Below are 14,394 nucleotides of genomic sequence, written 5' to 3' on the forward strand. Positions count from 1 at the left end.
ATGTCGCATGCAATGCCCGACCGGCTGTTGCCGGGCTCGCCTTATCCGCTCGGCGCCCATTGGGATGGACTCGGCGTCAACTTCGCGGTGTTCTCGGCGAACGCGCAGAAAATCGAGCTTTGCCTGTTCGAGCCGACCGGCCGCAAGGAACTCCGCCGCTTCCCGCTGCCCGAATGCACCGACGAAATCTGGCACGGCTATCTGCCGAATGCGCATCCGGGCACCGCCTACGGTTTTCGCGCGCATGGGCCGTATCAACCGCAGCACGGGCATCGCTTCAATCCGCACAAGCTGTTGCTCGATCCGTACGCGCGCAAGCTCGTCGGGCAGTTTCGCTGGTCGGATGCGCTGTTCGGTTATCGCGTGCATTCGAATCGCGCCGACCTTTCCATCGACCGGCGCGATTCGGCGCCGGCCATGCCCAAGTGCGTCGTGATCGACGAAGCGTTCGACTGGTCGCACGACAAGCGCCCGAACGTGCCGTGGGGCGAGACCGTGATCTACGAAACGCATGTGCGGGGCGCCTCGATGTTGCGCGCCGACTTGCGGCAGCACGAGCGCGGCACCTTCGCCGCGCTGGCTTCGCCCGAGTTCATCGAGCATTTGCTGAAGCTGGGCGTGACCGCCGTCGAATTGCTGCCGGTGCATGCGTTTCTCAACGACCGCTTTCTGGTGGAGCGCGGGCTGCGCAACTACTGGGGTTACAACACCGCGGCGTTTTTCGCGCCGGAGCCCTCGTATCTGAGCACGCACCGGCTCGATGAAATGCGCATCGCCGTGCGGCAGTTGCACGCGGCCGGCATCGAGGTGATTCTCGACGTGGTCTACAACCACACCTGCGAAGGCAACGCGATGGGGCCCACCGTCTCATGGCGCGGCCTCGACAACGCGAGCTACTACCGCCTGATTCCCGGCGACGAGCGCCACCATATCAACGACACCGGCTGCGGCAACACGCTCAATCTGCCGCATCCGCGCGTGCTGCAAATGGTGATGGATTCGCTGCGCTACTGGTCGACGGCGTTCAATATCGACGGCTTCCGTTTCGATCTCGGCGTGACGCTCGGCCGCGAGCAACACGGCTTCGATCCCGGCTCGGGTTTCTTCGACGCCTTGCGCCAGGACCCGATCCTGTCGCAACGCAAGCTGATTTCCGAACCGTGGGACATCGGCCCCGGCGGCTATCAGCTCGGCAACCATCCGCCGGGCTTCGCGGAATGGAACGACCGTTTCCGCGACACCGTGCGCCGTTTCTGGCGCGGCGACGCGGGCTTGCGGCCCGATCTCGCCGCGCGTCTCACGGGCTCAGCCGATCTGTTCAACCGGCGCTTCAGAAAACCGTGGGCGTCGATCAATTTCGTGGCGTCGCATGACGGTTTCACGTTGGCCGACATCACCGCTTACGAGCAGAAGCACAACGAAGCCAATCAGGAAGACAACAACGACGGTCACAATGAAAACTGCAGCCGCAACTGGGGCGTCGAGGGCCCGACCGACGATCCCGAGATGCTGGAAACGCGCAAGCGCGTGGCGCGCTCGCTGATCGCCACGCTGCTGATCGCGCTCGGCACACCGATGATGCTGGCCGGCGACGAATCCTTGCGCACGCAGAACGGCAACAACAACGCGTACTGCCAGGACAACGACTTATCATGGATCGACTGGGAACGCGCGCAAGCGCCGGACGGCCGTCAGATGACCGAGTTCGTCGCGCGCGTGATCGCGTTGCGCAAGCATCATCCGCTGCTGCGCGAGACACGCTTTCTGTTCGGCGATCGTGAAGTGTTGCCGGGCCTGTTCGACGTCGGCTGGTTCGACGAAAACGGCGACCCGCTCACCATCGAAGCCTGGGAAGACCCCGAAGGCCGCGCGTTCACGCTGCGGCGCGCGGGCCCGGGCCTGAACGGCGAAACCGAAGTATTGTTGATGATGCTCAACGCGGGCGACGAAACGCTGCGCTTCGCGCCGCCGCCGCCGCACCTGGAATGGCATGTGCTGCTAGACACTGCCGAGCCGGACAGCGCGCCGCATCGACTGGCGGTTCCCGAGGTGGAGGTGGCCGCGCATAGCCTCGTGATGCTGGCCGCGCAACCGGTGGGCGAGGCCGATTGGCAGGCGGGCTGGAAGGCCGGCGCGCAACATGGGCCGCGGCTGCTGACCGCGCTGCCGCCCGATCCGGGTGCGCATGCGCCCAGCAGCGATACGTCGCCGACCGCTTAGGCGGCAAGCGCGTCGCGACAGGCACGGCATGCATGGCGTGAAAAAGGCGGCAGCGTCGAGCCGCCCCCGGAGCCCGGAGAGACACGACGGACAGGTAACACGCGGCACGCAGGCAAAACCGAATGGTGACGACTCATGTCAGAAAGCCCGATTGATCCTCACGCGCATCATCACGCGCATTGTCTGCCCTTCGGCGCTCAGTTGGTGGGCGCCGCGGGGACCAATCCCTGCACCCGCTTCCGTTTCTGGGCGCCGTCGTGCAAGAGCGTCCAGGTCGAAATCGAGAGCGGACCGGCGGCCGGCGCGCACGACATGGCGCCCACCGGCAACGGCTGGTTCGAAGCCACGGTCAACGGCGGCGCGGGCACGCTGTACCGCTTCCGGCTGGATGGCGAGCATGCGGTGCCCGATCCGGCGTCGCGCTTTCAGCCGCACGATGTGCATGGGCCGAGCGAGGTCATCGACCCGCGCGCGTATCGCTGGGAACACGCCGACTGGCACGGCCGGCCGTGGGAAGAAACGGTGCTCTACGAGTTGCATGTCGGCGCGATGGGCGGCTATGCGGGCGTGAAGAAGCGCTTGCCGGCGCTCGTCGCACTCGGCGTGAGCGCCATCGAGTTGATGCCGTTGAACGATTTTCCCGGCAAGCGCAATTGGGGCTATGACGGCGTGCTGCCCTATGCGCCGGATTCCGCCTATGGCCGCCCCGAGGAACTGAAAGCGCTGATCGACGCCGCACACGGTCTCGGCCTGATGGTGTTTCTCGACGTGGTCTACAACCACTTCGGGCCGGACGGCAACTATCTGCACGAATACGCCCGCTCGTTCTTCCGCGACGGCACGCATACGCCCTGGGGTCCGGCGATCGATTTCGAGCGCTGTGAAGTGAGCGACTTCTTCACGGACAACGCGGTCTACTGGATCAACGAATATCGCATCGACGGTCTGCGTTTCGATGCGGTGCACGCGATCGACAATCATGCGTGGCTGCGCGAACTCTCCGACCACATTCGCGCGCGGGTGCAGCATGGCCGGCATGTGCATCTGGTGCTGGAAAACGAACACAACAGCGCGAGCCTGCTGGAAACCCATTTCAGCGCACAGTGGAACGACGATGCGCACAACACGCTGCACGTTTTGCTGACCGGCGAAACCGAAGGCTATTACCACGCGTATGAAGATCAGCCGATCCGCCGGCTGGCGCGTGTGCTGTCCGAAGGTTTCGCGTATCAGGGCGATCCGTCGCCGCTGCACGACGGCGCGCCGCGCGGCGAATCGAGCAGGCATCTGCCGCCCACGTCGTTCGTGATGTTCCTGCAGAACCACGATCAGATCGGCAACCGCGCATTCGGCGAGCGTCTGCGCAAGCTGACGTCGGACGACGCATTGCGCGCCGCCACCGGTTTGCTGCTGCTATCGCCGCACATTCCACTGCTCTTCATGGACGAGGAATACGGCTCCACGCAGCCGTTCCTGTTTTTCACCGACTACACCGGCGAGCTCGCCAACGCCGTGCGCGAAGGACGGCGCCGCGAATTCGCACGCTTCTCCGCGTTCAGCGACGCCCGGCGGCGCGAGCAGATTCCCGATCCGAACGATGAACAGACGTTCATCGCGTCGTCGCCGCCGGAGCCCGTTCAGCCGCCCGCGCAAACCGACGAGGCGAAGGATCGGCTCGACTGGATGCACTTCTACAAATCGGCGCTCACCGTGCGGGCGAAATTGATCACGCCACGTCTGAGGCACGGCAAGGCGCTCGGCGCGGCCGTGCTGAGCACCGAAGGCGGCGCCGACGCCCATGCGCTGGTCGCGCGCTGGCAACTCGGCGACGGCGAGACCTTGTCGGTGGCGTTGAATCTTTCGAAGGAGAGCGTGCCGTTCAACGACGTGCCCGCCGGCAAGGTGATTTTCGAAACGCCGCCGCGCGTGCGCGAACAGGTCGACGTCAACGTACTGCCGCCGAATGCGTTCGTCGCATGGCTGACCGGCGACGTGAGCGACTACGCGATCGGCCACGATGCCCGCGTTGTCGGCCAACAGGAGCACCACGCGTGAACAGCACCCGACGCCCCAGCGACACGATCCTGACGCTCGCCACGCGCGCCGGCTTCGAGGTGGAGTGGCAGGATGCGCATCGTAAGACGCAACACGTGCCCGAGAACACGCTCACGGTGCTGCTCGAACGGATGGGTCTGCCGTGCGCCAACGCGACGCAAATCCGCCAGAGCGCCGCCGCGTTGGAAGCCGAGTTATCGGGCCGCAAACTGCCGCCGCTGATGACCGCGCAGGTCGGCCGCGGCATCGCGTTTCCCGCCGCGCCGATCAAATCCGGCAGCCACTATCGGATCGAGCTCGAAAGCGGCTCGATCATCGACGGCCGCTTCACGGCGCCCAAAGGCGAGGAAGCCTTGCTCGCGCCGATCGACGAGCCCGGCTATCACACGCTGGTGATCAACGAGCAACGCGTGACGCTGGCGGTGGCGCCGCGGCGCAGCTATACCATCGCCGACGCGTGGCGCACGCTGCATGGCGACAGCGCCGCGCACACACCGCTGCTGTGGAGCATCGCCGCGCAGCTATATGGCTTGCGACGCGCGGGCGATGGCGGCATCGGCGACTATTCGGCGCTCGCGCAACTGGCGATCGGCAGCGCGAAGCGCGGCGCGCATGCGCTCGCCGTCAGCCCGACGCACGCGATGTTCAGCGCGGAGCCGAACCGCTTCAGTCCGTATTCGCCGTCGTCGCGTTTGTGGCTGAACGTCACGCATATCGATCCCGCTGCCGTGTTCGGCGCGGACGCGGCGCGCGCCGCGCTCGAAGCCGCTGGAGCCGGCGACGCGTGGTCGAATCTCGAAGCCTTGCCGCTGATCGACTGGCCGAACGCCGTCACGCTGAAGCTGAAGGTCTTGCGCACGCTCTACGAAAATTTCTGCGCGCACGAACGCTCGCGGAATGCGCCGCGCGCGCTGGAATTTCACGGCTTCTGCGAGCGGGCCGGACGCGCGCTCGAAGACCACGCGCGTTTCGAAGCGCTGCAAGCGTGGCAACTTGCGCGGGAAGGCGGCAACGGTCATTGGCGCAACTGGCCTGCGGCGTTGCGCGATCCGCGCAGCCCGGAAGTCGAGGCCTTCGCCGAAGCGAATCGTCATGAAGTCGACTTTCATCTGTTTCTGCAATGGCTCGCCGCGAAGGGTTTGTCGCACGCCCAGCATGCGGCACGCGATGCGGGCATGGCCGTCGGCCTGATCGCCGATCTCGCCGTGGGTTGCGATAGCGCCGGCAGCCATGCGTGGTCGTATTGCGACGACATGCTGCAAGGGGTGTCGGTGGGCGCGCCGCCCGATCTGTTCAATCAGGCCGGGCAGGCGTGGGGCCTCACCACGTTCTCGCCGCGCGCAATGCGCACGCAAGGTTTTTCGGCCTTCATCGATATGCTGCGCGCCGCGTTCGCGCACGCGGGCGGCATCCGCATCGACCACATTCTCGGTTTGCGCCGCCTATGGCTCGTGCCCGAGGGCGAAAGCGCGCGCAACGGCGCGTATCTGCGCTATCCGCTCGAAGATCTGCTGCGCCTCATCGCGCTCGAATCGTGGCGGCATCGCGCGATCGTGATCGGCGAGGATCTGGGCACCGTGCCGCCCGGCTTTCGCGAACGGCTCGACGAGCACGGCATCGCCGGGATTCGCGTGCTGTGGTTCGAGGGCGGGCACGACGGCAAGGGCTTCAAGCCGCCGCGCGAATGGGACCGCAACGCGGTCGGCACCACCACCACGCATGATCTGCCGACCGTGGCCGGCTGGTGGCGCGGCAGCGACATCACGTGGCGCAACCGGATCGGCCAGACGATGGCGCGCGCCGACGGCCGCGATCCCGAGCAAGCCGCGCATGAAGATCGCGCGAACGACCGCGCCGCGCTGTGGCGCGCGTTCCAGCAGGCCGGCGTGGCCGCGCCCGACGTGGCCGCGCCGCCGCCGGATGAAGCGCCCGTGGACGAAGCGCTCGCGTTCGTCGCCGCCACGCCTGGACCGCTCGTCACGTTTCCGCTCGAGGATTTGCTCGCGCAGGTCGAGCAGCCGAATCTGCCGGGCTCGATCGACGAGCATCCGAACTGGCGCCGCCGCATGAGCTTGCCCGTCGACGCGCTGTTCACGGACGACACCTTCTGCGATCGTCTGCTCGCGGTGGACCGCGCGCGTGGCGCCGCAACCGTTCCCTCCTCCAGCGCCTCCAACGCTTCCAGCGCTTCCCCGGAGCCTGATACGCCATGACCGTCCCACGCTCCACGCTGCGCCTCCAGTTCCATCGAGGCTTCACCTTCGACGATGCCGCGAGGCACGTCGACTATTTCGCCGCGCTCGGCATCAGCCACGTGTACGCGTCGCCCGTCACGACCGCCGAGCCGGGGTCGATGCACGGCTACGACACCGTCGACTACACGCAGGTCAACGCCGAATGCGGCGGCGAAGCGGGCCTCAGGCGTCTCGCCGACAAGCTGCGCGCGCACGGCATGGGACTGATCGTCGATATCGTGCCGAACCATATGGGCGTGGGCGGGTCGAGCAACGCATGGTGGCTCGACATTCTCGAATGGGGCCGCCACAGCGCGTATGCGCGCCATTTCGATGTGGACTGGCATTCGCCCGATCCGGCCTTGCGCGGCAAGGTGCTGGTGCCGACGCTCGGCGCGCCGTATGGCGACGAGCTCGCGGCGGGCCGCATCGCGTTGCGTTTTTCCGCTGACAGCGGGCGCTTTCATATCGGCTACGGGCCGCATGTGTTTCCGGTGTGTCCGACCGATTACGCGTCGATCCTGCAAAGCGCGGACCGCGCCGATCTCAGCGCGCTTGCCGAGCGCTTCCAGGGATTGACCACCCAGCCCGCCGATCAGCCGCGCGCCGCCGAGGCGCGCGAGATGCTGCGCGAGTTCGTCGCGCGAAACGGCACGTCGGCGCTCGAGTTCGTGTTGCAGACCTACGCGCCCGAGGAACCCGTCACGCGCGACCGCCTGCATCGGCTGATCGAACGGCAGCACTTTCGCCTCGCATGGTGGCGCACGGCTTCCGACGAAGTGAACTGGCGGCGCTTCTTCGACATCTCGACGCTGGCCGGCGTGCGCGCGGAACGGCCCGAAGTGTTCGACGCGGTGCACGCGCTGGTTTTCCGGCTGTATCAGGAAGGCGTGGTGGACGGCTTGCGGATCGATCACGTCGACGGCCTGGCCGAGCCGCGCGAGTACTGTCAGCGCGTGCGGCAACGTCTCACGGAACTGCGCGACACCGCGCCGTATGTGGTGGTCGAAAAGATCCTCGGGCGCGGCGAACGCTTGCGCGACGACTGGCCGGTGGACGGCACGACCGGCTATGACTTCATGAACGACGTGGGCGCGCTTCTGCACGATCCGGCCGGCGCGGAACCGCTCGCGCAAACGTGGGCCGAACTCACCGGCCGCAGCCCGCGCTTTGCCGACGAAGCGCTGGCGGCACGGCGCAAGATTCTGGTCGAAAACCTGTCGGCGGAACTGGACCGCGCGGCACGGGCGCTCCATCGCATCGCCCGCGATTCGCTGAGCACACGCGATTTCACCTTCACCACGCTGCGCCGCGTGCTGACCGAACTGGTCGTGCATTTTCCGGTGTATCGCATCTATCCGCAGAACGGTTTGCGCAGCGCCGCCGACAACGTGTATTTCGAGCAGGCGCTCGCCGGCGCGAAAGAGACGCTGCCGCGCGCGGACCATGTCGCGCTCGATCGCGTGAACGCATGGCTGGGCGGCAGCGCCGAGGAAGCGCCCGCCGCGCGGGCCGGCGCGCAACCGCAGCAGGGCCAGAACGGCGGGCCGCCGGGTCACTCGGGTTCCGCGCGGCGCACCGCGCAGATCCTGTTTTCGCAATTGACCGCGCCGGTCGCCGCGAAGGCGGTCGAGGACACGGCGTGCTACCGCTATGGCCGTCTGTTGTCGCGCAATGAAGTTGGCGCGGATCCCGGCGAGTTCGCGCTGTCGGTCGAGGAATTTCATGCGGCCAACCTGGAGCGCTCGCAGCGCTTTCCTCATGCGATGCTCGCCACCGCCACGCACGATCACAAACGCGGCGAGGACGTGCGCGCGCGACTCGCGGTCTTGAGCGAGATCGCGCACGACTGGGGCTCGACCTTGCGCGCGTGGTCCACGTTGAACGCGCCGCACCGCCGCGCGCTCGACGGCACACCGGTCAGCAGCGTCGGCCAGGATATGAGCTATGACTGGGCGCCCGGCCCCGCCGCCGAGGCGATGCTGTACCAGACGCTGGTGGGCTGCTGGCCGCCCGATCTGCAGCCGGACGACGAGGCCGGCATCAAGGCATTGGCCGAGCGCGTCGCACAGTGGCAGTTGAAGGCGCTGCGCGAGGCGAAGCTGCAAACCGGCTGGCTCGCGCCCGACGAAGGATATGAAGCCGGCTGCCGCGATTTTCTGTTCGACATCCTGGCGCCGCAGCGGCGCGACGGGTTCCTCGCGGAGTTGTCCGGGTTCGTCGCGCGAATCGGCCGAGCCGGTGCGCTCAACAGCTTGCAGCAGACGGTCTTGCGGCTGGCGTCGCCTGGCATCCCCGATCTTTATCAAGGCACCGAGTTGTGGGACTTCAGTCTGGTCGATCCCGACAACCGCCGTCCCGTCGATTTCGCGAAACGCGAGGCGTGGCTCGCGCAGACGCCGCCGTCCGAATTTCTGCCGGGTTGGCGCGATGGACGCGTGAAGCTCGCGGTGGTGCAGCGCGTGCTGGCACTGCGCGCGCATCTGCCGGAGTTGCTGAGTCAGAGTGCGTATCTGCCGCTCGCGGTGCGCGGCGCGCATGCGTCGCATGTGATCGCGTTTGCGCGACGGCATGGCAACGCGTGGGCCGTGGTGGTGGCCAGCCGGCTCGCCGCCGGCCTGCTCGGCGAGGATGGCGATTTGCCGCTGGTCGAACCGGCGAAATGGGAGGATACGGCGGTGGAGGTGCCCTCCGACCTTTCGGCGAGGGCGTTGTTCGACTGGCTGAGTCCGGCCGCGCCGAAGGTGGGAGAGAACGGCTTGCTGTATCTGCGCGACGCGCTCGCGGCGATGCCGATTGCGCTGCTGGTGGAGGATGGCGTGCCGCGCAGTTAGGGCGGCGGTTCACCGCCTCATGACTCAGCCGCCTTCGTCGTCGAAGATTTTCGGGTACACGCGCACGAGCACGATGCGCGGTCCCTTCATTTTCTTGACCACCACGTCGAAGCGGTCGAACTCCACTCTCTGCCCTTCAGACGGCAGATCGTTCAGCGCCTGAATCACGAGGCCGCCGACCGATTCGGCCTTGCCCTCGTCGATATCGATGCCCAGCGCGCGCTCCAGCGACACCACCGGCAAGCTGCCCTTGCCCATCAACGTGCCGTCGTCCATGCGCGACCAGTCGGCGTCGCCCTGACGGAATTCGTCGTGAATCTGGCCGACCAGCGCGCCGAGCAGGTTGTCGAGCGTGAGAAAGCCGATCGGCTTCGAGTTCTTGTGACCGACCAGCGCGAAATGCGGCGCACCCTTGCGGAAGCGGCGAAACAGTTCGAGCGCCGGCATCTCCGGCTTCACATACTGCACGGGGCGGGCGTACTTGGAGAGGTCGTCGAGCGTGCTGCCCGCGTGCCGCGCCAGCAGCAGGTCTTTCAGATGGATCATGCCGGCCACGCGCTCGCCGGATGCGTCTTCGAACAGGGGATAGCGGCTGAAGCGATGCTGCGCCACGACGTGCATGTTTTCGCGCGTGGGCAGATCGAGCCGCAAGCCGATCATTTCATAGGCCGGACGCATCAGGTCGGACACAGTCATGCGCGAGAAATCGAGCGAATGCGCGATGGTGTTCCACTCGTCCTGACTGTATGCGCCCTCCGGCGAACCCAGCTCGCTCGCGACGTTGGTGCGGCGGCCGCGCAAAATCAGCTTGAGTTCGTCGGTTGAATAGTGCGAGTCGTGACCGTGGTCCTCGGCGAGTCCCGCGAATTTCAGCACCGCGTTGGCGCTGCTATTGAGCACCCAGATCGCCGGGTACATCGCCCAGTAGAAACCGTACAGCGGCATGGCGGTCCACAGCGAAACCTTCTCCGCCTCGCGAATCGCCAGCGACTTGGGCGCGAGTTCGCCCACCACGATATGCAGAAAGGAAATGCACGAGAACGCGAAGAACAGCGAGATGCCGTGGATCAGCTTTTCCGACTCCACGCCGATCAGGCTGAAGACCGGCATGAGCAGTTCGGCGAACGCCGGCTCGCCGATCCAGCCGAGCCCGAGCGAAGCGAGCGTAATGCCGAGCTGGCAGGCGGACAGATACGCGTCGAGACGCCCGTGAACTTTTGCCAGCAGCCGTCCGCGCAGGCCGTGCCGGTTGGCGAGGCTTTGCACCCGCGTCTGCCGCAACTTGACCAGGCCGAATTCCGCGGCGACAAAAAAACCATTGAGGGCAACGAGCAACAACGCACCGATAAGGGCGACGACCTGGATCAAAGCTGGGGGCTCCGGCAACAAAAGTTGTCAGTATAGAGGGTGAAAGCTCGTTGAAACCTCAATGGCGCGTGGGAAAGCGCCGCAGTCGGCGGTCGCTCACCTCGCTGCGGCCGCGCTTAGCGGCACCTTCAGCGCGAGCGTGGCCGCTGCGCTCTCGGTTGCGTCGCTTTGCTCGAAGCTGCCGCCGTGCGCTTCCGCCACGCGTTTGCAGAGCGCCAGCACCCACGCGATCCGCTTGGCTTCGCGCGGCTCGCGCGCCTGCTTGCGCGCAAAGGCTTCGAGCACATGAGGCAACGACGGATCGTTCAGCGCGGTAGCGTTCGTGTCGTACGTGACGGTGGCGTGCCAATTCGTCGCGTCCGCGCGTGTGGCCAATGCGGCCGTGGCGCCCTGCGCGCTTGCTTCGACCGCGAAGGTCAGCATCACCCACAAGGCGCCGGCGAGTCGCTCGCGGTCGCCGTTGAGCTGCTCGGTGGCGAGTTGCGAATCGACCTTGACCTCCACGCCGCGCGCGCGAGCCAATCCCGAGCGGACCTCTTCCACGGTTTCGTCGATCAGCGGATGCAGCGGAAATGGCGCGCATGCGAGCGCCAGCGATTTCGTCTCGGCGCGCGCGGCGTCGACGATCGTCTCGAGCAGCTTCACCTGCTGGTCCACGCCGTTACGAATGCCGGTGACGGCGCGTTGCGCATTGGCGTCGTTCGCGTCGAGCTTGCGCTCGAGCACGTAGGCCCAGCTATGAATGGCGTTCAACGGACCGCGCAAGTCGTGCGAAACCAGCGAGAGCACATGATCGCGCATGAACAGCGCGGTTTCCGCACGAAGGCGGGCAGTGCGTTCGGAGACGGCGAAGCCGGAAGGAGCCGGCTGTTCGCCGGCGGAGCCGGCGTAAGACGTGGTCACGATCGAGCCCTCAGGCGTTGCATGAATGGTTTGAAGAAGCCCCATTATAGGCATGCGGCCTGGCGCAGCCAGCCTGGCCGGATGGCCAGTCTGGTCGCAATCGGCATGCCACGCGGCAATCCTCGGCATGCGGCGCCAACGCGCCTACAATGTCGGTTTTTACGTTTTTGACCTGAGGAGCGACTATGTCGACAGTAACAACCGAATCCGGCCTGAAGTACGAAGACATCGTCGAAGGCACCGGCGCCGAAGCCGTGGCCGGCAAGACCGTCAGCGTGCACTACACCGGCTGGCTGACCGACGGTCAGAAGTTCGATTCGAGCAAGGACCGCAACGACCCGTTCGCTTTCGTGCTCGGCGGCGGCATGGTCATCAAGGGCTGGGATGAAGGCGTGCAAGGCATGAAGGTCGGCGGCACGCGCAAGCTGACGATTCCGCCGCAACTCGGCTACGGCGTGCGCGGCGCGGGCGGTGTGATTCCGCCGAATGCGACGCTCGTGTTCGAAGTCGAATTGCTCGGCGTTTAAGTTTTTCGCTGTTTTGTAATTGCGCATCGCCAACGAGTCACGCCGATGGGCCACGCCGCCGTCACCGCACCCAGCGTTTCGCTGCGCCGCTACGGCGCGGTCGAAGCGTCGGACGTGCACGACTTTCATCAGGTCGTGCTCGGGCTCGACGGCGCGATGGTGATGGCGGTGGACGGCGTCGCGCAACAGATCGACGCCGGCTCCGCCTGGCTGATCCCGGCGGGTGCGCGGCACGACTATGCGGGCGTCGGCGAGAACCGGCAGTTGGTGCTGGATTTGCCGGCCGCCTCGCTGGCCGTGCCGGAGCGTTTGTTCGACCGCGCGCGAGCCGTTGCGGTGGACCCGTCGCTCACGCAACTGGTGCACCGGATCGCGGCGCACGCCACCGGGGGTGCGACAGGCGACGATCACCTGCATACCAGGCGCTTTCATTGGGACGCGGCCGCGCGACTCGGTGCCGCATTGGTGGCCGACGCGGGCACGACAGCCGCGGGTGTCCCTGCACCTGGCGCCGGTCTGGACTTCGCGCGAATCGACCGCTGGCTGCGCGCGCATCTATCGGAACCGCTGCGTATCGCCGATCTCGCCGCGCATTGCGGCTTCGGCATGCGGCGCTTTCATCAGCTTTTTATTGAAGCGTTCGGCGAAACGCCGCATCGCTATTTGCAGCGCCTGCGGCTCGATACGTCGCTCACGCTGCTTTCCGATCCGCGCCTCTCGTTGACCGATATCGCATTGGAAATCGGCTTCGGCGATCAAAGCGCTTATACGCACGCATTCACGCGGCGTTTCGGGCTGGCGCCCGGTCAGTGGCGCGCGTTGCGCCACTGAGTTTCACTGCGCGAGCCGCCGGCTGAGGCGACCCGCTCCCCGCGTTCAAACCGCTCGATCAACCTGCCAGGCCGCGCGCCAGATCGCCGCGAATGTCGCCGGCGTTTTCCAGACCCACCGCCAAACGGATCAAGCCTTCGCTGATGCCCGCGGCCGCGCGCGCTTCCGGCGTCACGCGAGCATGCGTGGTGGTGGCCGGATGCGTGATGGTCGTGCGTGTGTCGCCGAGGTTGCCGGTGATCGAGCAGATCTTCGTGTTGTCGATCACGCGCCAGGCGTTCGCGCGCATCTGCTCGGGCGTGTCGCCCTTCAGTTCGAACGAGAGAATCGCGCCGCCCGCCTTCTGCTGACGCATCGCCAGCGCATGCTGCGGATGCGATTCGAGCCCAGGGTGGAACACGCGGTTCACGGCGGGATGCGTTTCCAGCCAGCGCGCGATTTCGAGCGCATTCGCCGACTGCTTTTCGACACGCAGCGACAGCGTTTCCATGCCCTTCAACAATACCCAGGCGTTGAACGCGGACAGCGTCGGCCCGGTGCTGCGCACGAACGGGAACACCTTTTCCATGATGAATTTCTTCGAGCCGACCAGCGCGCCGCCGAGCACGCGGCCCTGGCCGTCGAGGAACTTGGTGGCCGAATGCATCACGACGTCCGCGCCGAGCTTCAGCGGCTGCTGCAACGCTGGGCTGCAGAAGCAGTTGTCGACCACGAACAGCGCGTTCGCCGCTTTCGCAATCTTGCTGATTGCTTCGATGTCGGCGACTTCGGTCAACGGGTTCGACGGCGTTTCGAGGAAGAACATCTTCGTTTCGGGACGCACGGCATTTTTCCACGCATCCAGATTGGTCGGATCGACGAACGTGGTCGTGATGCCGAACCTGCTGAAGATCTGCGAGAACATGCCGAGCGTCGAGCCGAATAGCGCCTGCGAGCTCACCAGATGGTCGCCCGCCTGCAACGTCGACATCACCACCGACATGATCGCGGCCATGCCCGAAGCCGTGGCCATGCACGCCTCGCCACCTTCGAGCGCGGCCAGCCGGTCCTGGAACATCGTGACGGTCGGGTTCGTGAAGCGCGAATACGTGTAGTTCTCTTCGGAATTCTTGAAGCGTTCGGCGGCGTCCGCGGCACTCGTGAACATAAAGCTCGAGGTCAGGAAAATCGCTTCCGAATGTTCGTTGAAGCCGCTGCGCACAGTGCCCGAGCGGACTGCCAGCGTGTCGAAGTTCAGGGAGTCGTCCATGTTGGTTCTGGTTTCCAATGTTCCGTGGCTGCGTTCGGCGCGCGTGGCTCAGGTGAATGAGCGGTGCGCGAACGGCAGCAACAAAAAAGCCCGCTTTTGCGTCGGCATAAGCGGGCTTCATGTGCGGGGAAAGCTGGAGCGGAGGCGGATGACTGCGGCTTTTCCACCATTCG

9 protein-coding genes are annotated in these 14,394 nt (G+C 66.0%); 6 read left to right on the top strand and 3 right to left on the bottom strand.

The annotated features are described in order from the left end of the window. From glgX to treY, 4 genes are all read left to right on the top strand, one after another. Nucleotides 1–2,220, top strand: a complete 2,220-nt coding sequence (gene glgX / locus ACOCG7_RS14725) for a glycogen debranching protein GlgX (protein ID WP_073428598.1) — start codon at nucleotides 1–3, stop codon at nucleotides 2,218–2,220. A gap of 135 nt (nucleotides 2,221–2,355) precedes the next feature. After that, complete coding sequence (gene treZ / locus ACOCG7_RS14730; protein ID WP_421376102.1) at nucleotides 2,356–4,275, top strand: malto-oligosyltrehalose trehalohydrolase; 1,920 nt, start codon at nucleotides 2,356–2,358, stop codon at nucleotides 4,273–4,275. Then, nucleotides 4,272–6,488, top strand: coding sequence for a 4-alpha-glucanotransferase (gene malQ / locus ACOCG7_RS14735; protein ID WP_421376104.1), 2,217 nt, complete (start codon nucleotides 4,272–4,274; stop codon nucleotides 6,486–6,488). Before treZ ends, malQ begins: the two co-directional genes overlap by 4 nt. Beyond that, on the top strand, nucleotides 6,485–9,343 hold the full coding sequence (gene treY / locus ACOCG7_RS14740; protein WP_421376106.1) for a malto-oligosyltrehalose synthase: 2,859 nt from the start codon (nucleotides 6,485–6,487) through the stop codon (nucleotides 9,341–9,343). Before malQ ends, treY begins: the two co-directional genes overlap by 4 nt. A 24-nt stretch (nucleotides 9,344–9,367) precedes the next feature. Here treY and ACOCG7_RS14745 read toward each other — a convergent pair whose 3' ends face one another. Together ACOCG7_RS14745 and ACOCG7_RS14750 are read right to left on the bottom strand one after the other, a co-directional pair. Continuing rightward, the gene (locus ACOCG7_RS14745; protein WP_073428594.1) at nucleotides 9,368–10,711 is read right to left on the bottom strand and encodes a hemolysin family protein; all 1,344 of its coding nucleotides are present in this window, start codon (nucleotides 10,709–10,711) and stop codon (nucleotides 9,368–9,370) included. 96 nt (nucleotides 10,712–10,807) lie between these two features. Next, nucleotides 10,808–11,614 carry a sensor histidine kinase gene (locus ACOCG7_RS14750; RefSeq protein WP_421376109.1) on the bottom strand — a complete coding sequence of 269 codons (807 nt, stop codon included), beginning with the start codon at nucleotides 11,612–11,614 and terminating at the stop codon, nucleotides 10,808–10,810. A gap of 185 nt (nucleotides 11,615–11,799) precedes the next feature. Between ACOCG7_RS14750 and ACOCG7_RS14755 the strand changes: the two genes are divergently transcribed. Then, the gene (locus ACOCG7_RS14755) at nucleotides 11,800–12,141 is read left to right on the top strand and encodes an FKBP-type peptidyl-prolyl cis-trans isomerase (RefSeq protein WP_027803023.1); all 342 of its coding nucleotides are present in this window, start codon (nucleotides 11,800–11,802) and stop codon (nucleotides 12,139–12,141) included. 45 nt (nucleotides 12,142–12,186) lie between these two features. Next, entirely contained in the window at nucleotides 12,187–12,972 is a 786-nt protein-coding gene (locus tag ACOCG7_RS14760; protein WP_421376112.1) for a helix-turn-helix domain-containing protein, read from the top strand. 58 nt (nucleotides 12,973–13,030) lie between these two features. Here ACOCG7_RS14760 and ACOCG7_RS14765 read toward each other — a convergent pair whose 3' ends face one another. Next, complete coding sequence (locus tag ACOCG7_RS14765; RefSeq protein ID WP_154874642.1) at nucleotides 13,031–14,221, bottom strand: O-succinylhomoserine sulfhydrylase; 1,191 nt, start codon at nucleotides 14,219–14,221, stop codon at nucleotides 13,031–13,033. Nucleotides 14,222–14,394 lie beyond the last annotated feature (173 nt).

Origin of the sequence: Paraburkholderia sp. DD10, assembly GCF_049177125.1 — a bacterium.
Classification (GTDB): domain Bacteria; phylum Pseudomonadota; class Gammaproteobacteria; order Burkholderiales; family Burkholderiaceae; genus Paraburkholderia; species Paraburkholderia terricola.

Excerpts from the sequence above, each read along its gene's own strand:
- ACOCG7_RS14765 (WP_154874642.1), bottom strand. The coding sequence starts at position 14,221 with ATGGACGACTCCCTGAACTTCGACACGCTGGCAGTCCGCTCGGGCACT.
- treY (WP_421376106.1), top strand. The coding sequence starts at position 6,485 with ATGACCGTCCCACGCTCCACGCTGCGCCTCCAGTTCCATCGAGGCTTC.
- ACOCG7_RS14760 (WP_421376112.1), top strand. The coding sequence starts at position 12,187 with ATGGGCCACGCCGCCGTCACCGCACCCAGCGTTTCGCTGCGCCGCTAC.
- glgX (WP_073428598.1), top strand. The coding sequence starts at position 1 with ATGTCGCATGCAATGCCCGACCGGCTGTTGCCGGGCTCGCCTTATCCG.
- treZ (WP_421376102.1), top strand. The coding sequence starts at position 2,356 with ATGTCAGAAAGCCCGATTGATCCTCACGCGCATCATCACGCGCATTGT.
- ACOCG7_RS14755 (WP_027803023.1), top strand. The coding sequence starts at position 11,800 with ATGTCGACAGTAACAACCGAATCCGGCCTGAAGTACGAAGACATCGTC.